The organism is Pseudomonas sivasensis, from assembly GCF_013778505.1.
GTDB classification, from domain to species: domain Bacteria; phylum Pseudomonadota; class Gammaproteobacteria; order Pseudomonadales; family Pseudomonadaceae; genus Aquipseudomonas; species Aquipseudomonas sivasensis.
Genome location: NZ_JAAOWU010000018.1, coordinates 26,695 through 49,687, shown reverse-complemented (window position 1 = coordinate 49,687; position 22,993 = coordinate 26,695). Strand labels below are relative to the sequence as shown.

24 protein-coding genes and 1 pseudogene are annotated in these 22,993 nt (G+C 59.8%); 8 read left to right on the top strand and 17 right to left on the bottom strand.

What is annotated here, in order from left to right; genetic code table 11:
- Positions 1–96 precede the first annotated feature (96 nt).
- The 3 genes from cgtA to rplU form a co-directional block, all read right to left on the bottom strand.
- Positions 97–1,320: an Obg family GTPase CgtA gene (gene cgtA, locus G9Q84_RS23855; protein ID WP_015885843.1), complete on the bottom strand. Its 1,224-nt coding sequence runs from the start codon at positions 1,318–1,320 to the stop codon at positions 97–99.
- Between the two features lie 193 nt (positions 1,321–1,513).
- Entirely contained in the window at positions 1,514–1,771 is a 258-nt protein-coding gene (gene rpmA / locus G9Q84_RS23850; RefSeq protein WP_003176049.1) for a 50S ribosomal protein L27, read from the bottom strand.
- 34 nt (positions 1,772–1,805) lie between these two features.
- Positions 1,806–2,120, bottom strand: a complete 315-nt coding sequence (gene rplU / locus G9Q84_RS23845; RefSeq protein WP_003176051.1) for a 50S ribosomal protein L21 — start codon at positions 2,118–2,120, stop codon at positions 1,806–1,808.
- 239 nt (positions 2,121–2,359) lie between these two features.
- Here rplU and G9Q84_RS23840 point away from each other — a divergent pair, with 239 nt between their 5' ends.
- The 3 genes from G9Q84_RS23840 (at position 2,360) to G9Q84_RS23830 (ending at position 4,280) form a co-directional block, all read left to right on the top strand.
- Positions 2,360–3,328, top strand: coding sequence for a polyprenyl synthetase family protein (locus G9Q84_RS23840; protein WP_032885595.1), 969 nt, complete (start codon positions 2,360–2,362; stop codon positions 3,326–3,328).
- Positions 3,329–3,522: 194 nt separating this feature from the next.
- Positions 3,523–3,864, top strand: coding sequence for a zinc ribbon domain-containing protein YjdM (locus G9Q84_RS23835; RefSeq protein WP_003230858.1), 342 nt, complete (start codon positions 3,523–3,525; stop codon positions 3,862–3,864).
- 158 nt (positions 3,865–4,022) lie between these two features.
- Positions 4,023–4,280 carry a PA4570 family protein gene (locus G9Q84_RS23830; RefSeq protein WP_003194088.1) on the top strand — a complete coding sequence of 86 codons (258 nt, stop codon included), beginning with the start codon at positions 4,023–4,025 and terminating at the stop codon, positions 4,278–4,280.
- A 60-nt stretch (positions 4,281–4,340) separates the two neighbouring features.
- Here the strand turns inward: G9Q84_RS23830 and G9Q84_RS23825 are convergent, their stop codons facing one another.
- A complete protein-coding gene (locus tag G9Q84_RS23825; protein WP_032885594.1) occupies positions 4,341–4,958 on the bottom strand; it encodes a BamJ family beta-barrel-assembly machinery protein in 618 nt (205 codons plus the stop codon).
- A 249-nt stretch (positions 4,959–5,207) separates the two neighbouring features.
- Between G9Q84_RS23825 and G9Q84_RS29900 the strand changes: the two are divergent.
- Both G9Q84_RS29900 and G9Q84_RS29895 read left to right on the top strand, forming a co-directional pair.
- A pseudogene (locus G9Q84_RS29900) lies at positions 5,208–6,272 on the top strand (methyl-accepting chemotaxis protein); the annotation flags it as partial.
- Positions 6,264–7,127, top strand: a complete 864-nt coding sequence (locus tag G9Q84_RS29895; RefSeq protein WP_371260691.1) for a methyl-accepting chemotaxis protein — start codon at positions 6,264–6,266, stop codon at positions 7,125–7,127. The pseudogene G9Q84_RS29900 and the gene G9Q84_RS29895, both read left to right, overlap by 9 nt.
- Before the next feature lie 110 nt (positions 7,128–7,237).
- Here G9Q84_RS29895 and G9Q84_RS23815 read toward each other — a convergent pair whose 3' ends face one another.
- Genes G9Q84_RS23815 through G9Q84_RS23800 form a run of 4 tightly spaced genes read right to left on the bottom strand, consistent with a single transcriptional unit; the run spans position 7,238 to position 11,378 of the window.
- The gene (locus tag G9Q84_RS23815; RefSeq protein WP_032885592.1) at positions 7,238–7,606 is read right to left on the bottom strand and encodes a glyoxalase superfamily protein; all 369 of its coding nucleotides are present in this window, start codon (positions 7,604–7,606) and stop codon (positions 7,238–7,240) included.
- A gap of 29 nt (positions 7,607–7,635) precedes the next feature.
- On the bottom strand, positions 7,636–9,099 hold the full coding sequence (locus G9Q84_RS23810) for an N-acyl-D-amino-acid deacylase family protein (protein WP_122755873.1): 1,464 nt from the start codon (positions 9,097–9,099) through the stop codon (positions 7,636–7,638).
- Position 9,100: 1 nt separating this feature from the next.
- Complete coding sequence (locus G9Q84_RS23805) at positions 9,101–9,961, bottom strand: MurR/RpiR family transcriptional regulator (RefSeq protein WP_032885590.1); 861 nt, start codon at positions 9,959–9,961, stop codon at positions 9,101–9,103.
- Positions 9,962–9,974: 13 nt separating this feature from the next.
- A complete protein-coding gene (locus tag G9Q84_RS23800; RefSeq protein ID WP_032885589.1) occupies positions 9,975–11,378 on the bottom strand; it encodes a GntT/GntP/DsdX family permease in 1,404 nt (467 codons plus the stop codon).
- Between the two features lie 193 nt (positions 11,379–11,571).
- Here G9Q84_RS23800 and G9Q84_RS23795 point away from each other — a divergent pair, with 193 nt between their 5' ends.
- Positions 11,572–11,952, top strand: coding sequence for a lysozyme inhibitor LprI family protein (locus G9Q84_RS23795; RefSeq protein WP_032885588.1), 381 nt, complete (start codon positions 11,572–11,574; stop codon positions 11,950–11,952).
- 84 nt (positions 11,953–12,036) lie between these two features.
- Here G9Q84_RS23795 and G9Q84_RS23790 read toward each other — a convergent pair whose 3' ends face one another.
- The 5 genes from G9Q84_RS23790 to G9Q84_RS23770 form a co-directional block, all read right to left on the bottom strand.
- The gene (locus G9Q84_RS23790; RefSeq protein ID WP_122680711.1) at positions 12,037–13,482 is read right to left on the bottom strand and encodes a SulP family inorganic anion transporter; all 1,446 of its coding nucleotides are present in this window, start codon (positions 13,480–13,482) and stop codon (positions 12,037–12,039) included.
- Positions 13,483–13,675: 193 nt separating this feature from the next.
- Positions 13,676–14,569 (bottom strand): NAD-dependent epimerase/dehydratase family protein, encoded by an 894-nt coding sequence (locus tag G9Q84_RS23785; protein ID WP_032885586.1) that lies wholly within the window; start codon positions 14,567–14,569, stop codon positions 13,676–13,678.
- A gap of 103 nt (positions 14,570–14,672) precedes the next feature.
- Positions 14,673–15,569 (bottom strand): LysR family transcriptional regulator, encoded by an 897-nt coding sequence (locus tag G9Q84_RS23780; RefSeq protein ID WP_095186365.1) that lies wholly within the window; start codon positions 15,567–15,569, stop codon positions 14,673–14,675.
- A gap of 33 nt (positions 15,570–15,602) precedes the next feature.
- The gene (gene mdaB / locus G9Q84_RS23775; protein ID WP_032885584.1) at positions 15,603–16,193 is read right to left on the bottom strand and encodes an NADPH:quinone oxidoreductase MdaB; all 591 of its coding nucleotides are present in this window, start codon (positions 16,191–16,193) and stop codon (positions 15,603–15,605) included.
- A 119-nt stretch (positions 16,194–16,312) separates the two neighbouring features.
- On the bottom strand, positions 16,313–17,077 hold the full coding sequence (locus G9Q84_RS23770) for a sulfite exporter TauE/SafE family protein (RefSeq protein WP_122755871.1): 765 nt from the start codon (positions 17,075–17,077) through the stop codon (positions 16,313–16,315).
- Between the two features lie 188 nt (positions 17,078–17,265).
- On the opposite strand from G9Q84_RS23770, the gene G9Q84_RS23765 reads away from it, so the two are divergent.
- On the top strand, positions 17,266–18,162 hold the full coding sequence (locus G9Q84_RS23765) for a LysR family transcriptional regulator (RefSeq protein ID WP_032885582.1): 897 nt from the start codon (positions 17,266–17,268) through the stop codon (positions 18,160–18,162).
- On the opposite strand, the gene G9Q84_RS23760 is transcribed toward G9Q84_RS23765, so the two are convergent.
- Positions 18,108–19,514 carry an amino acid permease gene (locus G9Q84_RS23760; protein ID WP_032885581.1) on the bottom strand — a complete coding sequence of 469 codons (1,407 nt, stop codon included), beginning with the start codon at positions 19,512–19,514 and terminating at the stop codon, positions 18,108–18,110. The two genes, G9Q84_RS23765 and G9Q84_RS23760, sit on opposite strands and share 55 nt — an antisense overlap.
- Before the next feature lie 214 nt (positions 19,515–19,728).
- The gene (kynU, locus tag G9Q84_RS23755; RefSeq protein WP_122755870.1) at positions 19,729–20,979 is read right to left on the bottom strand and encodes a kynureninase; all 1,251 of its coding nucleotides are present in this window, start codon (positions 20,977–20,979) and stop codon (positions 19,729–19,731) included.
- A 144-nt stretch (positions 20,980–21,123) separates the two neighbouring features.
- On the opposite strand from kynU, the gene G9Q84_RS23750 reads away from it, so the two are divergent.
- Positions 21,124–21,597: an Lrp/AsnC family transcriptional regulator gene (locus G9Q84_RS23750; RefSeq protein WP_032885579.1), complete on the top strand. Its 474-nt coding sequence runs from the start codon at positions 21,124–21,126 to the stop codon at positions 21,595–21,597.
- 123 nt (positions 21,598–21,720) lie between these two features.
- On the opposite strand, the gene catA is transcribed toward G9Q84_RS23750, so the two are convergent.
- Positions 21,721–22,650, bottom strand: coding sequence for a catechol 1,2-dioxygenase (catA, locus tag G9Q84_RS23745; protein WP_122680716.1), 930 nt, complete (start codon positions 22,648–22,650; stop codon positions 21,721–21,723).
- Between the two features lie 41 nt (positions 22,651–22,691).
- Complete coding sequence (gene catC / locus G9Q84_RS23740) at positions 22,692–22,982, bottom strand: muconolactone Delta-isomerase (RefSeq protein WP_032885577.1); 291 nt, start codon at positions 22,980–22,982, stop codon at positions 22,692–22,694.
- Positions 22,983–22,993: the final 11 nt, after the last annotated feature.

The following is a 22,993-nucleotide window of genomic DNA, read 5'->3' as shown; positions in this document are numbered from 1 at the left end:
CGACCCAGCGCTGCCCATAACGTTATTCGTGGCTACGTAATACCCAGATACCAAAACGCCGCTCATGTGAGCGGCGCTTAAGTTTACTGCAACGAATCAGTCGCGCACGTAAATGATTTCTGGACCGTCTTCATCATCCACGTCTTCTTCGTCCCAATCGTCGTCGCCGATGTCGTGGACCGACTTCACGCCGCTGCGGCGCAGGGCACGCTGGTCGTCCAGAGCTTGCAGCTGGGCACGGGCTTCGTCTTCGATCTGCTGGTCGAGTTCGGCGAGTTCGGCCTTGAACACCGGGTCGGCCGCCAGGCGGTCAGCACGGTCTTCGAGGTAGCGCATGATGTCGCGGGTCAGGCGCTCGGTGCCTTCTTTGGCGATGGCCGAGATCACGTAGACCGGACCCGTCCATTCCAGGCGATCAACGATTTCCTTGACGCGCTCCTCGTGCTCTTCCTCGAGGATCTGGTCGCACTTGTTCAGCACCAACCAACGATCACGCTCGGCCAGGGCCGGGCTGAACTTGGTCAGCTCGCTGACGATCACTTCGGCGGCGTCTGGTGCACTGGTGTCATCCAATGGCGCCATGTCGACGAGGTGCAGCAGCAAACGGGTGCGGGACAAATGCTTGAGGAAGCGAATCCCCAGGCCTGCGCCGTCGGAAGCCCCTTCGATCAGGCCTGGAATGTCGGCGATCACGAAGCTTTTCCAGCGGTCAACGCTGACCACACCCAGGTTTGGCACCAGGGTAGTGAACGGGTAGTCAGCGACTTTCGGCTTGGCGGCCGATACCGAGCGGATGAAGGTACTTTTGCCTGCGTTCGGCAAGCCCAGCAGACCCACGTCTGCCAGTACTTTCATTTCCAGCTTGAGGTCACGCTGCTCGCCAGGCTTGCCCGGCGTGGTCTGGCGCGGTGCACGGTTGGTACTGGACTTGAATCGGGTGTTACCCAGACCGTGCCAGCCACCCTGCACAACCATCAGTTTCTGGCCGGCCTTGGTCAGGTCGCCGATCACTTCCTGGGTCGCGGAATCGATGATCGTGGTGCCAACCGGTACGCGCAGTACCAGGTCTTCGCCTTTTTTACCGGTGCAGTCGGTACTGCCGCCGTTGGAGCCACGCTCGGCATCAAAGTGCCGGGTGTAACGGTAGTCGACCAGGGTGTTGAGGTTTTCGTCGGCCATCATGTAGATGGAACCGCCGTCACCGCCGTCACCGCCGTTGGGGCCACCGTTTTCGATGAATTTTTCGCGACGGAAACTCATGCAACCGTTACCGCCGTCGCCTGCTTTTACTCGGATGGATACTTCATCAACGAACTTCATAACAAAACGCCTCTCGCCGCATGGACGAGCTTAAGAAACCAAGACATAAGACTCTTGCAAAAATGAGCGCAGCGACCTCAATCAGCGACCGCAAATCCAGCGCCGGAGCCCATCACAAACAGCTTTGCAAGAGACTCACCCCACAAACGAAAAAGCCCCGTCGCGAGACAGGGCTTTTCCAGCGATTTCGCAATTAAGCTGCGACAACGCTCACGTAACGGCGGTTGAACGCGCCTTTTACTTCAAACTTGATCACGCCTTCGATTTTCGCGAAGAGGGTGTGATCTTTGCCCATGCCTACACCGTAACCGGCGTGGAATTGGGTGCCGCGCTGACGCACGATGATGTTGCCCGGAATGATTTTCTGGCCGCCATACATCTTAACGCCAAGGCGTTTGGCTTCTGAGTCGCGACCGTTACGGGTACTACCACCAGCTTTTTTGTGTGCCATGAGTCAATTCTCCTAGTGAGGAATTAGGCTGAAATTAAGCCTGAATACCGGTGATTTTGATCTCGGTGTACCACTGGCGGTGGCCCATACGCTTCATGTGGTGCTTACGACGACGGAACTTGATGATGCGGACTTTATCGTGACGACCTTGGGAGATCACTTCAGCCACAACGGTAGCGCCAGCAACAACTGGAGCGCCGATGTTCACGTCATCGCCATTGGCGACCAACAGAACGCGATCAAAAGTAACGGATTCGCCGGTAGCGATTTCCAGTTTTTCGATCTTCAGGTATTCACCTGGGGCGACCTTGTATTGCTTGCCACCAGTAACAATTACTGCGTACGACATGGTATTTCTCCGATAATCCTGCTCACCCAGCGCTTTATAAGAAGAGGTATTGGCTGGCATGGCTGCATGGGATGGACGTCCCGAATGCAATTGCGTAAGGCAGGTGCTGCCCAGGAAGTTCAGGGTGCGCGATTGTACGCAAGGTAAATGGGTGTTGCAAGTGGCCGTCCATCGCGCCTTGACACTACGGGGTCAGGGTCCTAGCATGCCGCGCAACCCTTCTGGAGCGACTGTCGCTGATGCAACCCCAAGCTTTCTACCGCGCGGTCGCGGACGATTTTAGCGCCGTCGACGGCATCATCAAGCAGCAGCTGACGTCTAAAGTGCCGCTGGTCTCCAAAATTGGCGACTATATTACGTCGGCGGGCGGTAAGCGCCTGCGTCCTTTATTAGTGTTGCTGTGCGGCAAGGCCCTGGGCCGCGAAGGCGATGACCTGCGCCTGCTGGCCGCCACCATCGAGTTCCTGCACACCGCCACCCTATTGCATGACGACGTGGTCGACATGTCCGGCATGCGCCGTGGCCGCGAGACCGCCAATGCGATGTGGGGTAACGCACCAAGTGTGCTTGTCGGCGACTTCCTGTATTCGCGCTCGTTCGAAATGATGGTCGAACTGGGCTCGATGCCGGTGATGAAGATCCTGTCCCAGGCCACGCGCATCATCGCTGAAGGCGAAGTGTTGCAGCTGTCGAAGGTCCGCGACGCCAGCACCACCGAAGAAACCTACATGGAAGTGATTCGCGGCAAGACCGCGATGCTCTTTGAAGCCTCCACCCACAGCGCTGCGGCATTGTGTGGCGCGACCGCCGAACAGGCCGAAGCCCTGCGCACCTTTGGCGACCATCTGGGCGTGGCGTTCCAACTGGTAGACGACCTGCTCGACTACCGTGGCGATGCCGAGACACTGGGCAAGAACGTCGGCGACGATCTGGCCGAGGGCAAGCCGACCTTGCCGCTGATCTACACCATGCGCGAAGGCACGCCAGAACAGGCAGCTTTGGTGCGCAAGGCGATTCAGAAAGGCGGCATAGAAGACCTCGAAAGCATCCGCGCAGCCGTGGAAGCTTCGGGCTCCCTGGACTACACCGCACAACTGGCGCGTGACTACGTGGCCCGTGCGATCAAGTGCCTGGAAGCCCTGCCTGCCAGCGAATACCGGGACGCCCTGGTTGAGCTGAGTGAGTTTGCAGTCGCACGCACGCACTAAGCCATACCTGCAGACACAGACCAATGTGAGAGGGGGCTTGCCCCCGATGACGGTGTTCAGTCGATATATGACTGGCTGATCCACCGCTATCGGGAGCAAGCCCCCTCTCACATTTGGATTTCATAGAGCCTGCAACACCACAAAACCCTATATAATGTGCGACTTTTAGCCATCCTGACCTTTAAGGAGCTTTAGTGAGCACGTTGCCACCCTGCCCGAAATGCAATTCCGAATACACCTACGAAGACGGCGCCCAGCTGATCTGCCCGGAATGCGCCCATGAGTGGTCCGCCAATGGCGAGGCCGAAGTGGCCGGCGATGAAACCGTGAAGAAAGACTCTGTGGGCAACGTCCTGCAGGACGGCGACACCATCACAGTGATCAAAGACCTCAAGGTCAAAGGCACGTCTCTGGTCGTCAAGGTCGGCACCAAGGTCAAGAACATCCGCCTGTGCGATGGCGACCACGATATCGATTGCAAGATCGACGGCATCGGTCCGATGAAGCTTAAATCCGAGTTCGTTCGCAAAGTCTGAATCTGCTGTATCCATCCCGCGCCAGCCGCGGGATGGCGTTTTGCCCTCCCCCTGACCTGCCTCAATATCCACACAGAAAAACCAAGAAACCGCCAATAGACGCTTGCTATTCTACGAATAAGAATTATTCTCATTGAAACCAATCAAGGAGATGCACCATGACTTATTTGATAGATGCCTGGCTGGACCGCCCACACCCTTACCTGCGGATACTGCATCGGGAAACCGGCGAAGTCTGTGCGGTACTGGAAGAAGAAGCGCTGAATGAATTGCAGGACCAGGGCGACCTGGACGTCAATGGCCTGAGTTCAAGTGAACCCGGTGTGCTTAAAGAGGTGGTGCGTAATCTGTTTCTGTTTTGCTATGCCCGAGCGTTGCGCCCGGCGACGGAGCTCAATGGCAAGTTTCATCCATGAGCAACCCCCTAAAACACTGTGGGAGCGAGCAGGCTCGCTCCCACAGGTAATCAGCAGGTCTTACAGAACGTCGAGCAGCTCGACGTCGAATACCAGAACGCTGTGCGGCGGAATGCTGCCAACGCCTTGAGCGCCGTAAGCCAGTTCGCTCGGCACGTACAGGCGCCATTTGCTGCCAGCATTCATCAGTTGCAGGGCTTCGGTCCAACCGGCAATCACGCCACCAACCGGGAATTCTGCTGGCTGGCCACGCTCGTAGGAGCTGTCGAACACAGTGCCGTCGATCAAGGTGCCGTGGTAGTGGGTACGGACTTGGTCTTCACGGGTCGGCTTGGCGCCTTCACCGGCAGTCAGCACTTCAAATTGCAGGCCGGAAGCCAGGGTGGTGATGCCATCACGCTTGGCGTTTTCAGCCAGGAAGGCCAGACCAGCGCCAGCAGCGGCTTCAGCCTTGGCGGCGGCTTCGGCTTGCATGACTTCACGGATCACCTTGAAGCTGGCAGCCATTTGCTCTTGGTCAACGCGGCTTGGCGAACCTGCGAACGCGTCGGTCAGGCCAGCCAGGATTGCGTCCAGGCTCACACCCGGTGGCGGGTTGTCGCGCAGTTGGTCGCCCAACTGACGGCCGATACCGTAGCTGACGCGGGTTTCGTCGGTGGACAGATTAACTTCGGACATGAAGAGGCTCCGCTGCAGGACAACGCGATTTCCCGCGCTGCCCAAAACTAAAAGGGCCCGCAGACTAGCACACAAGACCGCCCCTTGATGAGCCCTCAGTGGTTCTGCACACCGCTGACGACCCTTCGTCGCCACTTGAAATAAAACGCCCTTCAGATTCACATCCCGCCGCCGATACAGCGCTACACCTTGGCTGGCTCAAATAACAACACCGTCCAGCAAACAGACATCACTCTTGCGGAGCATTCGATGAACAGCTGGTTCGGTAACATCAGCGTCAACCTCAAACTGGGCCTGGGCTTCGGCCTGGTGCTTGTCCTCACCTCGATCCTGGCACTCACTGGCTGGACCAGCCTGGGCGGCCTGATCGATCGCAGCAACTGGATGAGCGACATCACCCAGCTCAACGCGTCGCTGACCAAACTGCGCATCGTGCGCCTTCAATACATGCTGGCCAACGGTGACGAAGCCGTGGCGCAGAACGTGCAGACCAGCCTCGATGCCTTCGTTGCCCAGCAACAGAAACTGCTGGACAGCTTCAAGAGCCCGGAAAACCTCAAGCTGCTCAATGAGCAGAAATCGGTCATTACCGCCTACCAGCAATCCCTGAACAAAATGCGCGAGGCTTACCGTAACGGCAATGCCTCTCGCCAAGTGATGGGCGACAAGGCCGACAGCGCCAACGCCCAGATCGACGCGCTGGAAGCCAGCGTGAAGCAGATGCCTGACAGCGCGGAGCACTTTGCTCAGTTCCAGGCCGTGGCCGACGCCAAGATGCAATTCCAACTGGCCCGCTACGAAGTGCGCGGCTACACCGGCAACGTCAGCCCGGATACCGAAGCCCGCGCTGCCGCACAGATCGACAAAGCCATTGCCAGCTTGAAAGACCTCAGTGCCGCCTTTGGCGCCGGCCAGCAAAGCGCGCTGACCGCGCTGGAAACCGCTCTTGGCGCCTACCGCACGGCTGTCCAGAACTACAAGGTGGCCAACGCCAATATCGTTGCTGCTCGCGCAGAAATGACCACCCAAGGCACTGATATCGTCAACATCAGCGACAAGCTCTACGAGATCCAGTTGGATCGCCGCGACGCCGAAAGCGCCCAGGCCCGTAGCCTGCAATTGATCAGCACCTTGCTGGCCCTGCTGGTCGGCATCATTGCCGCGCTGGTCATCACCCGCCAGATCACTCGCCCGATCCAGGAAACCCTGGCCGTGGTTGAACGCATTGCCTCCGGCGATTTGAGCCACAACATCCAGGTCACCCGCCGCGATGAGCTGGGCGTGCTGCAACAAGGCATCCAGCGCATGGGCACCACCTTGCGTGAATTGATCAGCGGTATTCGTGACGGCGTGACCCAGATCGCCAGCGCCGCCGAAGAACTATCGGCCGTGACCGAGCAGACCAGTGCCGGCGTGAACAGCCAGAAGATCGAGACCGATCAAGTCGCCACCGCGATGCATGAAATGACCGCTACCGTGCAGGAAGTCGCGCGCAACGCCGAACAGGCTTCCCTGGCCGCTGCCGATGCCGACGGCCAAGCCCGTGCAGGCGACAAAGTGGTGGCCGAAGCCATTGCCCAGATCGAACGCCTGGCCGCCGAAGTGGCGCGTTCCACCGACGCCATGAGCCATCTGCAACAAGAGAGCAACAAGATCGGCAGCGTGATGGACGTGATCAAAGCCGTGGCCGAACAAACCAACCTGCTGGCCCTCAACGCCGCCATCGAAGCAGCACGCGCCGGTGAAGCCGGTCGCGGGTTTGCCGTGGTCGCCGACGAAGTACGCGGCCTGGCCCAACGCACGCAAAAATCCACCGAAGAAATCGAAGGTCTGGTCGCCGGTTTGCAGAACGGCACCCAGCAAGTGGCCAATGTGATGAACAACAGCCGCAGCCTCACCGACAGCAGCGTGGAGCTGACGCGCAAGGCCGGTGTATCCCTGGAAAACATCACCCGTACGGTGTCGAACATCCAGTCGATGAACCAGCAGATCGCCGCCGCCGCCGAGCAACAAAGCGCCGTGGCCGAAGAGATCAGCCGCAGCATCGTCAATGTACGTGACGTGTCGGAACAGACCGCCACCGCCAGTGACGAGACGGCCAAATCGAGTGTGGAACTGGCACGTTTGGGCAGCCAGTTGCAGCAGATGGTCAGCCATTTCCGGGTTTAAGAATCGCTGCGATACCTGACCCGCCACAGATGCAGCCCCAGCCAAAAGCTGGGGCTGCAATAAAAAACCGCCCTACTAAGGCGGTTTTTTTATTGTCTGCGATTGGCCTCTCAGCCCTCGCCTTCCTCAACAAACACCACACGATTCCCAAATGGATCCTTGATGCTCATCTCCCGCGATCCCCAAGGCGTTTCTTCAACGCTGGGCTTGGCATAACGGTAATCCTTAGCCTGCAATTGCTGCTGGTAGGCATCTACCCCTTGCGCCTGAATCCGCACCGCCGCGCCCGGCGAAGCGTCGCCATGATGCTCGGACAGATGCAGCACGCACTCGCCCAAGGATACTTGCAGGTACAGCGGGTAATTCGCCTCGAAACGATGCTGCCAATCAACCTTGAACCCAAGGAACTCCACATAGAATTCCAACGCCTTGGTCTCGTCGAAAATCCGCAGGATAGGGGTGACTTTTCCTAAGTGCATGGCAACCGCTCCGTTTTTGAGATCGCCCACTATAGAGCGCTGAACCCCCGACGCAAATCTCCCTGGCGAGCCAGGAATCGTCCTGGGCGCTGACCATTGGCCTGTCCATCGCTGTAGCTCAACACGCCATTGACCCACACACCATCAATGCCCTCTGCCGCCTGCTCTGGATTTTTGAAATCCGCCACATCCCGCACCCGCAACGGGTCGAACAACACCAGGTCCGCCCAGTGCCCTTCGCGAATTTCACCCCGCTCGACCAGGCCGAAACGCGCCGCCGACAAGCCGGTCATTTTGTGCACGGCGGTATGCAACGGGAACAACCCGATATCCCGGCTGAAATGCCCCAACACACGTGGGAACGCGCCCCACAAGCGTGGATGCGGAAACGGGTCTTCAGGCAAGCCATCCGACCCCACCATCGACAATGGATGCGCGAGGATGCGTCGTACATCCGCTTCATCCATCCCGTAGTACACCGCACCCGCAGGCTGCAGACGGCGGGCGGCGTCCATCAAGGGGACGTCCCATTCGCCAGCAATGTCCTGCAAATCTCGCCCGCCCATGTCCGGATAGGGCGTGGACCACGTAATGGTGATGCGAAACGCATCGGTCACTTGCTTCAAATCCAGGGTCGAAGAACTGGCTGCGTAGGGATAACAGTCACATCCCACCGGATGGGTTTTCGCCGCTTGCTCCAGAGCGGTCAGCAGCTGCGGACTGCGCCCCCAGTTACCCGCCCCGGCGCATTTGAGGTGGGAAATAATCACCGGCACCTTGGCGTGCCGGCCGATCAGAAAAGCTTCGTCCATCGCTTCCAGCACCGGCTCGAATTCGCTGCGCAGATGGGTGGTGTACACCGCACCGTACGCTGTGAGTTCTTCACTCAGTTGCAGCACTTCATCGGTCTCGGCATTGAACGCGCTGGCGTAGGCCAGGCCTGTGGATAAACCGAGGGCGCCGGCTTCAAGACTCTCTTGTAACTGCACGCGCATGGCGGTGATTTCATCCGGTGTGGCGGTGCGATGCAGATCGTCCATGTGGTTGCTGCGCAGCGCCGTGTGGCCGATCAATGCCGCGACGTTGAGCGCTGGATGGGCGCTTTCAACGGCGCTGCGATAGTCGCTGAAACGGGGATATACAAACGCCGCAGCGCTGCCCAGCAGGTTCATCGGGTCCGGCGGGTCGTTGCGCAAACTCACCGGCGAAGCGCTGATGCCACAGTTGCCGACAATCACCGTGGTCACGCCCTGACTGAGCTTGGGCAGCATCTGCGGATGACGGATCACAACGGTGTCGTCGTGGGTATGGACATCGATAAACCCCGGCGCCAACACGCGGTCGGTGGCGTCGATTTCATGCTCGGCCGTCGCAGCAGACAGATCACCGATTGTCTCGATACGCCCATCGCGCAGCCCCACATCCGCGACATAACCGGGTGTGTTGCTGCCATCGATGATCAGCGCGTGGCGAATCAGCGTGTCGTACTTCATATCAGTCTCCAAGCGGCAAGCTATCGGGGCCGCCGCGATAATCGTCCAGGGCCAGTTTGATCCGGCGCAGGCGTTCCTGGTTGTCGTCCGGCAAGGCCAGCGCCAACTCGGTAGCGAGTAGGTCGATGGCCAGCAGCAGGCCGTAGCGCGCTGCGGTGGGTTTGTAGATAAAGCTGGTTTCGGCTGGTTGCAGCGGCAACAGGACATCCGCCAATCGCGCCAGGGGGGAATCGGCCAAGGTGATGGCGATGATGCGGGCGTCGTAGTTGCGCGCCAGGTCCACCACGTCCAGCAGTTCCGGCGTAATACCGGTCAGCGAACAGACGATCAGCGCATGTTCCGGCCCCAAGGTGGCGGCCGTGACGCGCATCATCACCGGGTCATGGCAAGCGGCAATCGGGTAGCCCAGGCGGACAAGGCGCACCTGTAACTCGTCGCTGCACAGACTCGACGGGCCGCCCATGCCGAACGCGTGGATCATCCGGGCCTTGCTCAGCAGGCTGACCGCATCGGCGAAACTCGCCTGGTTGAACCCCGACAAGTGCTGACGCAACGTCGCCTCGATATCACCGAGAATCTGCCGGTGAAACGCCGACTGTTCGGGCAACCCCGCCGGGTCCAGGAAACGGCTGCCGACGCCGCTGGCTTGGGCCAGTTGCAGGCGCAAATCGCGTAGATCGCGGCAACCGACGCTGCGTGCAAACCGCGACAAGGTCGCCGTACTGACTTCAGCCCGTTGGGACAACTCATCCAGGCTGGCCGACGCCGCAAAACCCACATCATCGAGCATCAGCTTTGCGATACGTCCTTCGCCGGCGCTGAAAGAAGCCTGGCGGGCGCGGATCTGGTAGAGGATGTCCATGGGGGGCTCCGGGTTACAAAATACAGGACAGACCGTAAGTCAGACCGAAGGCAACCACAGAGATCAGAGTCTCCAATACGGTCCAGGTCTTGAAGGTCTGGATTACCGTCATATTGAAGTATTCCTTGATCAGCCAGAAGCCGCCGTCATTCACGTGAGAAAAGATCACCGAGCCCGCACCGGTGGCCAGCACCAGTAATTCAGGGTGTGGATAACCCAAGCCCATGGCGACGGGCGCGACCACGCCGGACGCCGTCGTCATGGCCACCGTGGCCGAGCCGGTCGCAATGCGCATCAACGCCGCGAACAGCCAGCCCATCACCAGGGGCGACAGTTGGAACGCATTGGCAAGGCCGAGAATTTCATTGGTCACCCCAGCGTCCACCAGGATGCGATTCAAACCGCCGCCCGCCCCCACCAGCAAGGTGATGCTGGCCGTCGGCGCCAGGCATTCGTTGGTGAACTTGAGGATCGATTCGCGGTTGAAGCCTTGGGCCAGCCCCAAGGTCCAGAAGCTCACCAAGGTCGCCACCAGCAACGCGATGACCGAGTTGCCGATAAACAAGAGGAACTGGTTGAAACCGGTCCCCGGCGTAGAGATTACGTTGGCCCATCCGCCGATCATCATCAGCACCACCGGCAACAGGATGGTGCCCATGGTCAGGGCAAAACTCGGCAAACGGGTGCGCGGTTCACGCTCGATAAATTGGCGTTCCAGCGGGTTTTCTGCCGGCAGGTGGATGTGCGGCACGATGAACTTGGCGTAGACGGGCCCTGCAATGATCGCCGTGGGGATACCGATCAGAATCGCATACAGCACCGTCTGCCCCACCGACGCGTTATACGCCAGCACGGCCATCATCGCCGCCGGATGCGGCGGCACCAGCGCGTGTACCACCGACAAACCGGCGACCATCGGCAAGCCGACCATCAAAATCGACACGCCTACGCGTCGGGCGACGGTAAAGGCGATGGGCACCAGCAACACAAAACCCACCTCGAAAAACAGCGGCAACCCCACCAGAAAGGCAATGCACACCATCGCCCAATGGGCGTTGCGCTCGCCAAAACGATTGATCAGCGTGCGCGCCACCTGCTCGGCGCCACCGGACTCGGCCATCATCTTGCCGAGCATGGTGCCCAGCGCCACAACGAGCGCGATATGCCCAAGGGTCTTGCCAACACCCGCTTCGTAGGAGCCCATGATGGTGTCCGCTGGCATCCCGGCCATCAGCGCCAGGCCGATGGATACCAGGGTGATGACGATAAACGGGTTGAGTCGGTAACGTGCAATCAGCACGATCAAAGCAATGATGGCGATGGCAGCGTATGCCAACAGCCCGAAGCCCGGTGATGCGGCCATGCGGTACTCCTCGGAAAGGGTCACGTCGAATTGGTTGTGAAACTCATAAATCATTACCGAGGAGCATTTTCAAATTTTATGAAAGTAAGTTTCGCCCACAGACAAGCGCTGTCGCGTTGGGACATGCCCTACACCTGCGTATGAAAATTGGGGGGCTGTTCTTACATGAAGATCAGAAAAGACCGGAAACTCAGCCCAGCGGGCTGAGTCATAGAATGCACACCCACTGTTGCCAGGAAAATCGAGCATGATTCGCACCACATTCGCCGCTGGCGTCCTGCTTCTCGCCGTATGCGGCACTGCCGCCGCTGCCGACAACCCGGCGCTGAAAAAATGCATGGACGGCGCCAACACCACTGCCGATATGGTCAGCTGCAACGTCAAGGAAACCAAGGTGCAAGACACGCGCCTGAACAAAGCCTACAAGACCGCCATCGCCGCCCTGGAAGGCACGCGCCAGCAGCAACTGCAGGACCTGCAGCGCCTGTGGATCAAATACCGTGACGCCAATTGCGCCTTCGCCGGGTCCGCCACCGGCGGCACCATCGACCAAGTCAACGGTTCCGGCTGCGTGCTGGACATGACCCAGACCCGCGCCCAGGAATTGGAAGACCTGGTCGGGCCGTAATGTTGTGGCGAGAGAGCTTGCTCCCGTTGGGCTGCGCAGCGGTCGCAAATCTTGGTAATAAGCTCCCTCGCCAAAGAGGCTCAATTAGTCGTGATGCACCCGCGCACGCTTGAGCAACTTCTTGCAGCGCTCAGACAAATGCAACACCCGCAGATGCTTGCCGGCCTTGGTGTAGCGCTCGCGCAAGGTCATCAGCGCGGCAATCGCTGAGTAGTCGACAAAGCTCAGGTGACGACAATCCAGCGTCACCTGATCCGGGTCATTGGCCGGGTCAAACTGGTTCAAAAACGGCGTGGTCGAGGCAAAGAACAACGTGCCGTGCAGGCGATAGAGCTTGCTACCGTCGGCTTCCAGGTGCTCATCCGCGTACAACTCACGGGCCTGTTGCCAGGCGAAGTTGAGCGCGGCGATCACGATACCGCACAGTACGGCGGTGGCCAGGTCGGTAAAGACCGTGATCACCGTCACCGCAATAATCACCAGCACATCATTGAGCGGCACTTTGTTGATCACCCGCAGCGACGCCCAGGCGAAGGTCTGCTGGGACACCACGAACATCACCCCCACCAGCGCCGCCAGCGGGATCCGCTCAATCAGCGGTGACAGAAACAGAATGAACAACAGAATCATCACCCCGGCAAACACCCCGGAGAAGCGCCCACGTCCGCCGGAGCTGAGGTTGATCACGGTTTGCCCGATCATCGCGCAACCGCCCATGCCGCCGAAGAGGCCCGAGACCATATTCGCCGCACCCAACGCCACGCTTTCGCGATCAGGATAGCCGCGGGTTTCGGTGATTTCGTCGGTAAGGTTCAGGGTCAGCAGGGTTTCCAGCAGGCCGACCATGGCCATCAGGAAAGCGTATGGCGCGATGATGCCGAGGGTTTCCAGGGTCCAGGGGATCTGCGGCAACGCGAAGGTCGGCAGGCCTCCGGCGATGTGGGCCATGTCGCCGAGGGTGCGGGTTGGCAGGCCGAGCAGGTACACCGCCAGGCCCACGCCGAGGATCGCCACCAAGGCCGGCGGTACCGCGCGGGTGAGGCGCGGCAGCAGGTAGACAATGGCCATGGTCGCCGCCACCAGCCCGGTCATCACATACAACGGCGTGCCGCTGAGCCAGGTTTCACCGCTCTTGAAATGCTCCAACTGCGCCAGGGCAATGATGATCGCCAGGCCGTTGACGAACCCGAGCATCACCGAATGCGGCACCATGCGCACCAGCTTGCCCAGGCGCAGCAGGCCGAAGGCGACCATGATCAACCCGCCCAGCAGCACCGTTGCCAGCAAATATTCCACGCCGTGCTGCACCACCAACGCGACGATCACCACCGCCATCGAGCCCGCCGCGCCGGAGACCATACCGGGCCGACCGCCGAACAAGGCCGTCAGGGTGCAGATGATAAAGGCGCCGTATAGGCCCATCAGCGGATTAAGGTGAGCCACCAGAGCAAAGGCGATGCATTCGGGCAGCAGCGCGAAAGACGTGGTGAGGCCGGCCAGGGCATCGGCGCGCAGTCGGGTGAGGTTCATGAGGTACCAGGGAGTTGCGGGGGATAAGGCGGGGAATGGTACGGAAATGAGCGGGGTGGGGCTAGTCTGGAAGACCGAGTGGTCGCCATCGGGGGCAAGCCCCCTCCCACACTTGGCCGTGTTCCAGCTTTGGAACGCATTCTAATGCGGGAGGTGGCTTGCTCCCGATGGCCGACTCGGTCTCAAGCGAACATCACACCATTTCGTGACGAATCCACTCAACCACCGACGTGCGCTTCGGTGCCCAGCCCAGCAGTTCGCGGGCATGCTTGCCGCGCACCCGGCTGTTCGAACCCAGGCCGTAGTTGGCCATTTCATAACCCCACTCGGCTTCAGCCTCGGCCAATGGCCAGTCCTGCGGCTTGCCCAGCTTCAGCGCGTCAGCGATGGCCGTGGTCATGTCGACAAACGCCGCTTCGCTGCTTTCCACAAAGTAGAACGTGCCCGGTACGTTCTTCGTCAGCGCCAGCAGGTACAACGCAACCACATCTTCGATGTGCACGTTGGACCAGATGTTCTGCCCTGTGCCCACATGGCGCACCACCCCACTCTTGCGCGCCTGCTTGAGCAAGCGCGGCAATTGCACGCTGTCACGCTGTACGCCCAGGCTGTGGCCGTAGATCAGGGTGTTGCAGATCACCGCCGAATTCACGCCGTCCTGGGCGGCAGCCAGGATCAGGTTGTCGATGGCCACACGCGCGGCCTTGTCGACGGTCGGCTCCGGCAGGTTGTCTTCGAAATAGATCACGTCGCTGGCCTTACCGCCCGACGCATCGCCCACGATGCTCGAACCGCTGGTGTGCAGGAACGGCTTGTTTGATCCCTGCAAGGCGGTCAACAGCGTTTCTACCGCAGCACGATGGTCGCTGCTGGCGGCGTTGATCACCGCATCGGCCTTGTGCGCTTGCTCGGTAAGCACGGCAGCGTCATCGAGGCTGCCGATCACCGGAGCGATGCCCAGGGCCGTCAGCTCAGCCGCTTGCTCGGCGCTGCGTACCAGGCCGGTGACGTGATGGCCGGCCTTGACCAGGCCGGTGGCAATCGAACCGCCGATAAAACCTGCGGCGCCGGTAACGAATACGTTCATGGAGATTTCTCCTGACTGGGTAAGTGATAGGCCCAGTATCCCGGCTCCACCCTTACCGAATAAGCCCCTGACGCCCAATTCAATCTTGCGTGGCAGTCACGAATCAGCAGGCATACCGCGCCAGTTTGGCCTGGATAAAGTCCAGGAAGCACTGGATGCGCAACGCCAACTGCGAGTTACGGTAGAAGACCGCGTGGATCGGCTGGCGATAACCGCTGTTGAAGGCTTCCAGCACCGGCACCAGGCGGCCGGCGTCGATGTCGGCGCTGGTCATGAAGTTCGACAGGCAACAAATACCCTGCCCCTCCAGCGCCAACTGGCGCAGGGTTTCGCCGCTGGAGGCAGCGATGCTCGGCTGAATCAGCCAGCGGTCACCCTCCACATGGCGCAGCGGCCAGTGGTTGAGGGTTTCGGTCTGACTGAAGCCGAGCAACGTGTGGTCAGCCAACTCGGCCACCGTGGTGGGTGCGCCGTATTGCTTAAGGTATTCAGGGCTGGCCAGGATATGCAGCGGCGTACAACCGAGGGAACGCGCATGCAAGGTCGAGTCGGCCAGGGCGCCGATGCGAATGGCGATGTCGGTGCTCTGTTCCAGCAGGTCGATGATCAGGTCATCGCTGTTCAACTCCAACTGGATCTGCGGGTACAAGCTGCGAAACTCGGCAATGTACGGCACGATCCCATGCAGCATAAACGGCACGGCCGCGTTGATACGCAGCCGCCCGGCAGGGTTCTTCTGACGTGACGACAGGCGCTCTTCCAGCTCATCCATCTGCGCCAGGATCAGCTTGGCCTGTTCGAAGAAATACTTGCCCTCTTCGGTCAGGTCCATGCGTCGCGTGGTGCGGTTGATCAGCGTGGTGTCGAGCTTGGCTTCCAGGCGCGACAAGGTACGGCTGACCGCCGACGGCGTCTGCCCGACCTGCTCCGCCGCCGCGGAAATCGAGCCGCACTCGATGACGCTGACGAAGATCTGTAGCTCATCGGATCGGGCTTTCACGGACGGTCCTCGTTATCGGTTCAGTGCAGCTTATTACACCGAGAGCTTGAACACCTGCGCCAGATGCTGCTCATAGCGCGCCACGTCTGCCTCGATGGCTGGGCGCTTCATCACATCCACGCACAGGAACGTGGGCAGGCCGGTCATGCCGAGGAACTCGTGGGCCTTGTGGAACGGGAAGTACACCGCATCCACGCCCTTGGCTTCGAAGAAATCGCTCGGGTCGTCGAAGGCTTGCTGCGGTGCGTTCCAGGTCAGGGACAGCATGTACTGCTTGCCCTGGATCAGGCCGCCACTGCCGTATTTCTGCGAGGCATCGGAACGGGTGCGACCATCGCTGGCGTACAGGCTGCCATGGCCTTCGGTGAAGACTTCGTCGATGTACTTCTTGACGATCCACGGCGCCCCCATCCACCAACCGGGCATCTGGTAGATGATCACGTCGGCCCAGAGGAACTTGGCCACCTCTTCGGCCACGTCGTAGCCTTCGTCGATATGGGTGACTTTAACGTCGATACCGCCTCGATCCAGCACAGCCAGGGCAGTTTCATGCAGGGTGGTGTTGTAGCGGCCATCGGAGTGGGCGAATTTTTTGCCGCCGTTGAGCAGGAGTACTTTTTTCATGGGAGGGGATCCAGAAGGTTGAAAATGTCTGGACGCAGACTATCGGCCCCGCCCCTTCGGAATAAGCCGTCACCCGGCAAAATACCTTTGATCAAAAAGCACGAATACCCATGAGATTGTTAACCACTGATCAGCAGATGACCGCCCAACAGGGCCATGCCGATGAAAAATACCCGCTTGAATAACACCGCACTGATTCGCTGGCGCAGCGCTTGGCCCAGCCACATGCCCAGCAGCGCCGGCACCAGCGCGAGCAGCGAGGCACTCACTTCACCGCCGCCCAAGGTGCCACGCCAAGCCAATCCCGCCGCCAGCGCCAGCGTCGACACGGTGAACGACAGGCCGAGGGCCTGTACCAACTGATCGCGACTCAGGCCCAAGGCTTGCAAATACGGCACCGCAGGAATCACGAACACGCCAGTGGCCGAGGTGATCAAACCGGTGATCAGCCCACACAACGGGCCCAACCAGCGTTCGGTCTGCGGCTTGACCTTGAAGGTGGGCAAAAACAACCCGCTCAACGCATACACCAGCAACGCCGCGCCCAGCGCGCGCACCACCCAGTGCCCACCTTCCATGCCAAGCCACACCGTACCCAGCCCGGTGCCGAGGAAAATCAGCACGAGCATCGGCCAAAGGCGTTTGAGCAAGCCACTCAGGTGCCCGCCGAATGCCAGTTGCCAAAGGTTGGTGACCGTTGAAGGAATGATCAGCAACGCCGCAGCCTGCGCCGGCAACATAGCCAGACCAAGCATGCCCATGGCGACTGTCGGTAAGCCGAGGCCGATTACTCCTTTGACGGTGCCCGCCAGCAGGAATGTGCCAATCACCAGCAGCGTAAGGGCGGGACCGAGGCTTTGGTAGAACGCAAGGAAGGTAATCATGGGCAGAGTGTGCGACTTTTCGATGCGTTCTGAAATTCGCCATATACTGAGGCAGCCTCTTGTTTAGCAAGAGCCTTGGGGCCGCATCGGGGGCAAGTCCCCTCCCACTTAGACTGTGTTCACCCATCCAAATGTGGGAGGGAGCTTGCCCCCGATGCGGCCAGTAGAGCCATCCGAGAATCCTACCCATGCACGTTGACCTGATCGATCTGCGCCTCTACCTGCATACCCTGGACACCGGCAACATCACCGCCGGCGCCAGCCGCAGCCATTTATCCCTGGCAGCCGCGAGCGCACGCATCCGCGCTATGGAAGCATCGCTGGGCATCGAATTGCTTGAGCGGGGCCGCCGGGGTGTCACGCCGACACCTGCAGGTAAAGCCCTCGCGCGCCACGCTCGCCTGCTGCTGCAACAGGCCGACCATCTGCAACAGGACCTCGCCGAATACGCCAACGGCATCAAAGGCCAAGTGCGCCTGCTGTGCAACACCACTGCGCTCAGCGAATACCTGCCGGAACTGCTCGCGGACTTTCTACGCGAACACCCCAACCTCGATATCGACCTGCAGGAGTTGCCCAGCCTGCGCATCATCCAGGCCCTGCGTCAGGGCACGGCCGACCTGGGGATCATCTCCGATGCAGTAGACACCCACGGTTTGCAGACCCTGCCCTTTCGCGATGACCCGCTGGTGCTGATCATGCCCCTGGATCATCCCCTGGCAGCGAGCCCGGTGAGTTTTATCGACAGCCTGCAACACGATTACGTCGGCCTCGCGGCCCACAGCGCACTGTCGGTGTACCTGGAAGAACAAGCGCTGCACGCGGGGTTCCGCTTACAGACGCGCATCCGCGCCGAGGGCTTTGATGGGGTGATTCGGATGGTCGCACGAGGTGCTGGCCTGGGCATCGTGCCCCAGGCCGCGTTGGATCGCTGGCCCTTGGCGCGCCACTTCAAGGCCCAGCCTCTGGGAGAAGACTGGGCCCGCCGACAGCTGTTGCTTTGCGCACGTTCGTTCGAGCAACTGCCGGGTTACGCCAAAGCCTTGTTCAACGCCTTGGCCCTGCCCTTGCGGAAGAACCCGTAATACACCGCCGACAGAATCAACAGGAACGGCACGCCAAACACCAACGTCATCTTGAACGCCTCGGTGAAATACGTGGTGATCATCACCGCGCCCATGAGCACCAGACCCAGCAATGTGCTGTAGGGAAACAGGCGCAGTTGGAATGACAACTTCGCCCCGCCGTGACGCTTGCGATAGCGACGGAAAAACAGGTGCGTGAGGAAGATCATGAACCAGGTGAAGATCGCGCCAAACATCGAGATCGCCATCATCAGGGTGAACGAGCTTTCCGGGTACACCACATTCAACAAGGTCGCCAGGGCAATGCCCGAACTGGACAGCAGCAGTGCATTCAGCGGAATGCCGCTTTTGCTCAACGCGCCCATGGACTTGGGTGCGAAGCCTGCGCGGGACAGGCTGAACATCATGCGTGTAGTGATGTAGAGCTGGCTGTTCATCGCTGACAACGCGGCGATCAGGATCACGAAATTCATCACCCCGGTGGCACCGGGAATGCCGATGGTCTGCATCACTGTGACGAACGGGCTTTGGGTCTGCCCGGCCTGATTCCACGGCACGATGGCCAGCATCAGCGCCAGGGTCAGCAGGTAAAACACCACCAGGCGCACGATGGTCGCGCGAAAGGCCTTCTTCACCGCCTGCTCCGGGTCGGCGGCTTCACCGGCAGCCACAGCGATCATCTCGACGCTCAGGTAACTGAAGATCGACACAATCACGGCAATCCACATGCCGCTCAAGCCATGGGGGAAAAAACCGCCGTGTGCGGTGTAATTCTGCACGCCATACTCCGGGTTGCCGGAGCCGAACACCACATACACGGCCAGGATGATGAAGCCGACGATGGCGCTGATCTTGATGGTGGAGAACCAGTATTCAAAGTTGCCAAACGTCTTCACGCTGATCGCATTAAGCAGGATCAGCACACTGGAAAACGACACAATCCACACCCACTCCGGCACGTTGGCGAACCAGTACTTCATGTACATCGCCACCGCCGTGACCTCGGCGCCCACCGCCAGCACAATCGCCGCCCAATAGGCATAACGCACCAGAAACCCAGCCAGCGGGCTGATGTAGAACTCGGCATAGGCGCCGAAGGAACCCGAGGTGGAATGCGCAACGGTCATCTCCGCCAGGCAGCCCATCAACAGCAAGGTGATCAGTGCACCAATGGCGTAGCTCACCAGCACGCTCGGCCCGGCATAACCGATGGCATAGGCGCTGCCCATGAACAACCCGGTGCCGATGGCGCCACCGATGGCGATCATGCTCATCTGGCCGGAAGTGAGCTGGCGCCGAAGGCCCAGTTCGCGTTGGGTGATCTCGGCAAAGCCGGTGTCTGGCGTAGTCACGTGGGGTGCCCCTTTATTATTGTGGTTGCACTATTTGTCTGTTGCCGCAGATCCCTGTGGGAGGGGGCTTGCTCCCGATGGAGGTGTATCAGCTTGCCAATCCGGCGACTGACACACTGCCATCGGGAGCAAGCCCCCTCCCACATGAGGCTTGTGGTGTTTATCCATTGTGTATCTGATGCAAGCCCTCTCCCATAATGTTGTCTGCGTTTATTCAGGTGACGCTGTGGCGGACTTTGAATTGCGGCTGGTCCCAGGTGTTCTCGTCGAGAATCTCACCGAGGATTTCCACAGCGTCCCAGACCTCAATAAAGCTCGTATAGAGCGGCGTAAACCCAAACCGCATGATGCGCGGCTCGCGGTAATCGCCGATCACGCCACGGGCAATCAGAGCCTGAATCACTGCATAACCTTCGGGGTGCTCAAAACTCACATGGCTACCGCGCCGGGCATGCTCACGCGGGGTGATCAACACCAGGCCATGAGCCGCGCAACGGGCTTCAACCAACTCGATAAACAGATCCGTCAACGCCAGGGATTTAGTGCGCAGGCTCGCCATATCAGTCTGCTCAAAAATCGCCAGCCCACACTCCACCATCGCCAGCGAGGTGATCGGTTGGGTGCCGCACAAGTAGCGGGCAATACCGGCGCTCGGCGCATAGTTGGCTTCCATGGCGAACTGCCGGGTATGCCCGAACCAGCCCGAAAGCGGCTGGCGTACGAGGTCGACCAACGCCGGATTGACCCACACAAACGCCTGGGAGCCTGGGCCGCCGTTGAGGTATTTATAAGTGCAGCCAATCGCGTAATCGGCCCCGGCGTTATGCAGATCGATGGGCACCGCGCCCGCCGAGTGCGCCAAATCCCAGATACTCAGCGCGCCACATTCATGGCTCAAGGCCGTAAGCGCCTGCATGTCATACATGTAGCCGGTCTTGTAGTTGACGTGGGTGAGCAGCACCACCGCCACGTCGGCGTCGATGGCCTGGGGCAGTTCGTCCGGGCTGTTCACCAGACGCAGGGAGTAACCCTGTTGCAGCAATTCAGCCAAGCCTTCGGCGATGTACAGGTCGGTGGGAAAGTTGCTTGCTTCGCTGACGATTACCTTGCGCTCTGCTGCGCGTTGGCGCTGCACCGTCAGTGCAGCACTGAGCACTTTGAACAGGTTAATGGAGGTGGTATCGGTGATCACCACTTCGCCGTCCCGCGCACCGATCAGCGGCGCAAGGCGATTGCCCAGGCGCTGGGACAAGTCTGCCCAACCGGCGCTGTTCCAACTGCGGATCAAGCCATTGCCCCACTCCTCGGCAATCACCTGTTGCGCCCGCGCCAGCGATGCCACCGGACGTGCGCCAAGGGAGTTACCGTCGAGGTAGATCACACCCTCCGGCAAGGAAAATTGATTGCGCAACGGCGCCAGCGGGTCCTGGGCGTCGAGGGCTTGGCAATGGCTTCGGGTGGTCATGGAGAGTCCTGGTTTTTATAGGTGGGAATGAACCAAATAATGAACGAAGCTTTAGAGAATTTTCGTGCAAAGTGGTGGGTAACAGGCTAATTAAGCAGTAGGAAATTCGAATTTAACCCCTAAACACGCGGATTTATTCAAACCATGATTCTTGACGCCACCGACCTGCGCCTCCTGCATTTCCTGCAACAGGATGGCCGTATCAGCAACCAGGAACTGGCGGAAAAAGTCGCACTGTCGCCCTCCGCCTGCCTGCGCCGTTTGCGTCTGCTGGAGAGTGAAGGAATCATCAGCGGCTACCGCGCAGTGCTGAATGCCGAGCAATTGGGGATCGAGCTGGAAGCCATCGTCCACCTGTCGTTGCGCCAGGATGTGGAGGATTGGCATGAGACGTTTATCAAGAAGGTGCAAGGCTGGCCGGAAGTGGCCAGCGCCTATGTGATCACCGGCGCCAGCAACTATGTGCTGCGGGTGCAGGCGCGCAACCTCAAGCACTTTTCGGACTTTATCGTGAACCACCTGAACCGCACGGCGGGGGTGATGGATATACGCTCGGAAATCGTGCTGCAGAAGATCAAGGATAAGGATGAGGTACTTGATCTCGTCGTACGCAAATAGTCAGCCACGCCTCAGATCAAATGTGGGAGGGGGCTTGCCCCCGATGGCGGTGTGTCAGTCACTTAAATGTTGACTGATCCGCCGCTATCGGGAGCAAGCCCCCTCCCACATTTTTGACCGCATTTAGTCTTCGAGGGCGCGGACTCGCTGCATGCGTTTCTGTTCTACCGGCGCATCAGCCGTCTGCAACTCAAAATCAAAATCAATCTGTGCAAACCGCCCTTCTACCCCAAACTCCCGCGCCAGTTGCTGATCGTCGCTGAAGCGAATCTCGGCAATTAATTCATCCCGCGTCGCGTAGGCAAAGTCATCGTGCAGGTACGGGTCATCCGACAGGTTGATCTGTGTCGTCAGGTGCCGATGCCCCGGCGCCGAGATGAAGAAGTGGATATGTGCCGGCCGCTGCCCGTGGCGCCCCAATTGATCGAGCAGTTGCTGGGTCGGCCCAGTCGGCGGGCAGCCGTAGCCCGACGGCACGATGCTGCGAAAACGGTAGTTACCCTGGGCGTCGGTCTCTATGCGACGGCGCAGGTTAAATTCCGACTGGGTGTTATCGAACCAGGAATAAGTGCCGCCCGTGTTGGCCTGCCACACATCCACAATCGCCCCAGCCAACGGTTTACCGTTGGTGTCGCGCACTTGTCCGCGCATGAACAGCGGCACTGCGGCATCCGTCCCGTCATCCAACCGCGCTTCGTACTGGGACAGCGGCGCACCGGCCACGTACAGCGGGCCTTCGATGGTACGTGGCGTGCCGCCGGATTTGCCGGCTTCTTCATCGGCGGCGTCCATCAACATGTCCAGGTAGTGCTCCAGGCCCAACCCGGCGGCAAGCAGTCCGGCTTCCTGGTTTTTGCCCAGTTCGTTGAGGTAGTTGACCGCCTTCCAGAACTCTTCCGGCGTCACGTCCAGGTCTTCGATGATGTTCACGGTGTCGCGCAAAATCCGGTAGATCAGCGCTTTGGTGCGCGGGTTACCGCCGTCATTAAGGTTGCCGCTGGCTTCTTCGAGAAACTGTTGGGCGTGGGCAGTCTGGGACAGTCGGATGGACATGGTGCGATCCTCATCTTGTAATTGTTAGGTGTAGAACAGGCTTAACGGTCGTCCTCATGGATCGACGAAGGGTGCCGGCACAGGGCGTTCACTTCGATGGCCATGTAGGGATAAAGCGGCAGTTGCATCAGCAGGTCGTGCAGCTCTTGCACGCTGTCGACATCGAACACGCTGTAGTTGGCGTAAAGCCCGGCGATGCGCCACAGGTGGCGCCATTTGCCTTGCTCTTGTAAACGTCGAGCCAGGGCTTTTTCGTCGGCCTTGAGGCGGGCGGCGCGCTCAGGGTTCATGTCGACGGGCAGATTCACGGTCATTTTTACGTGGAACAACATGGCAAGCGCCT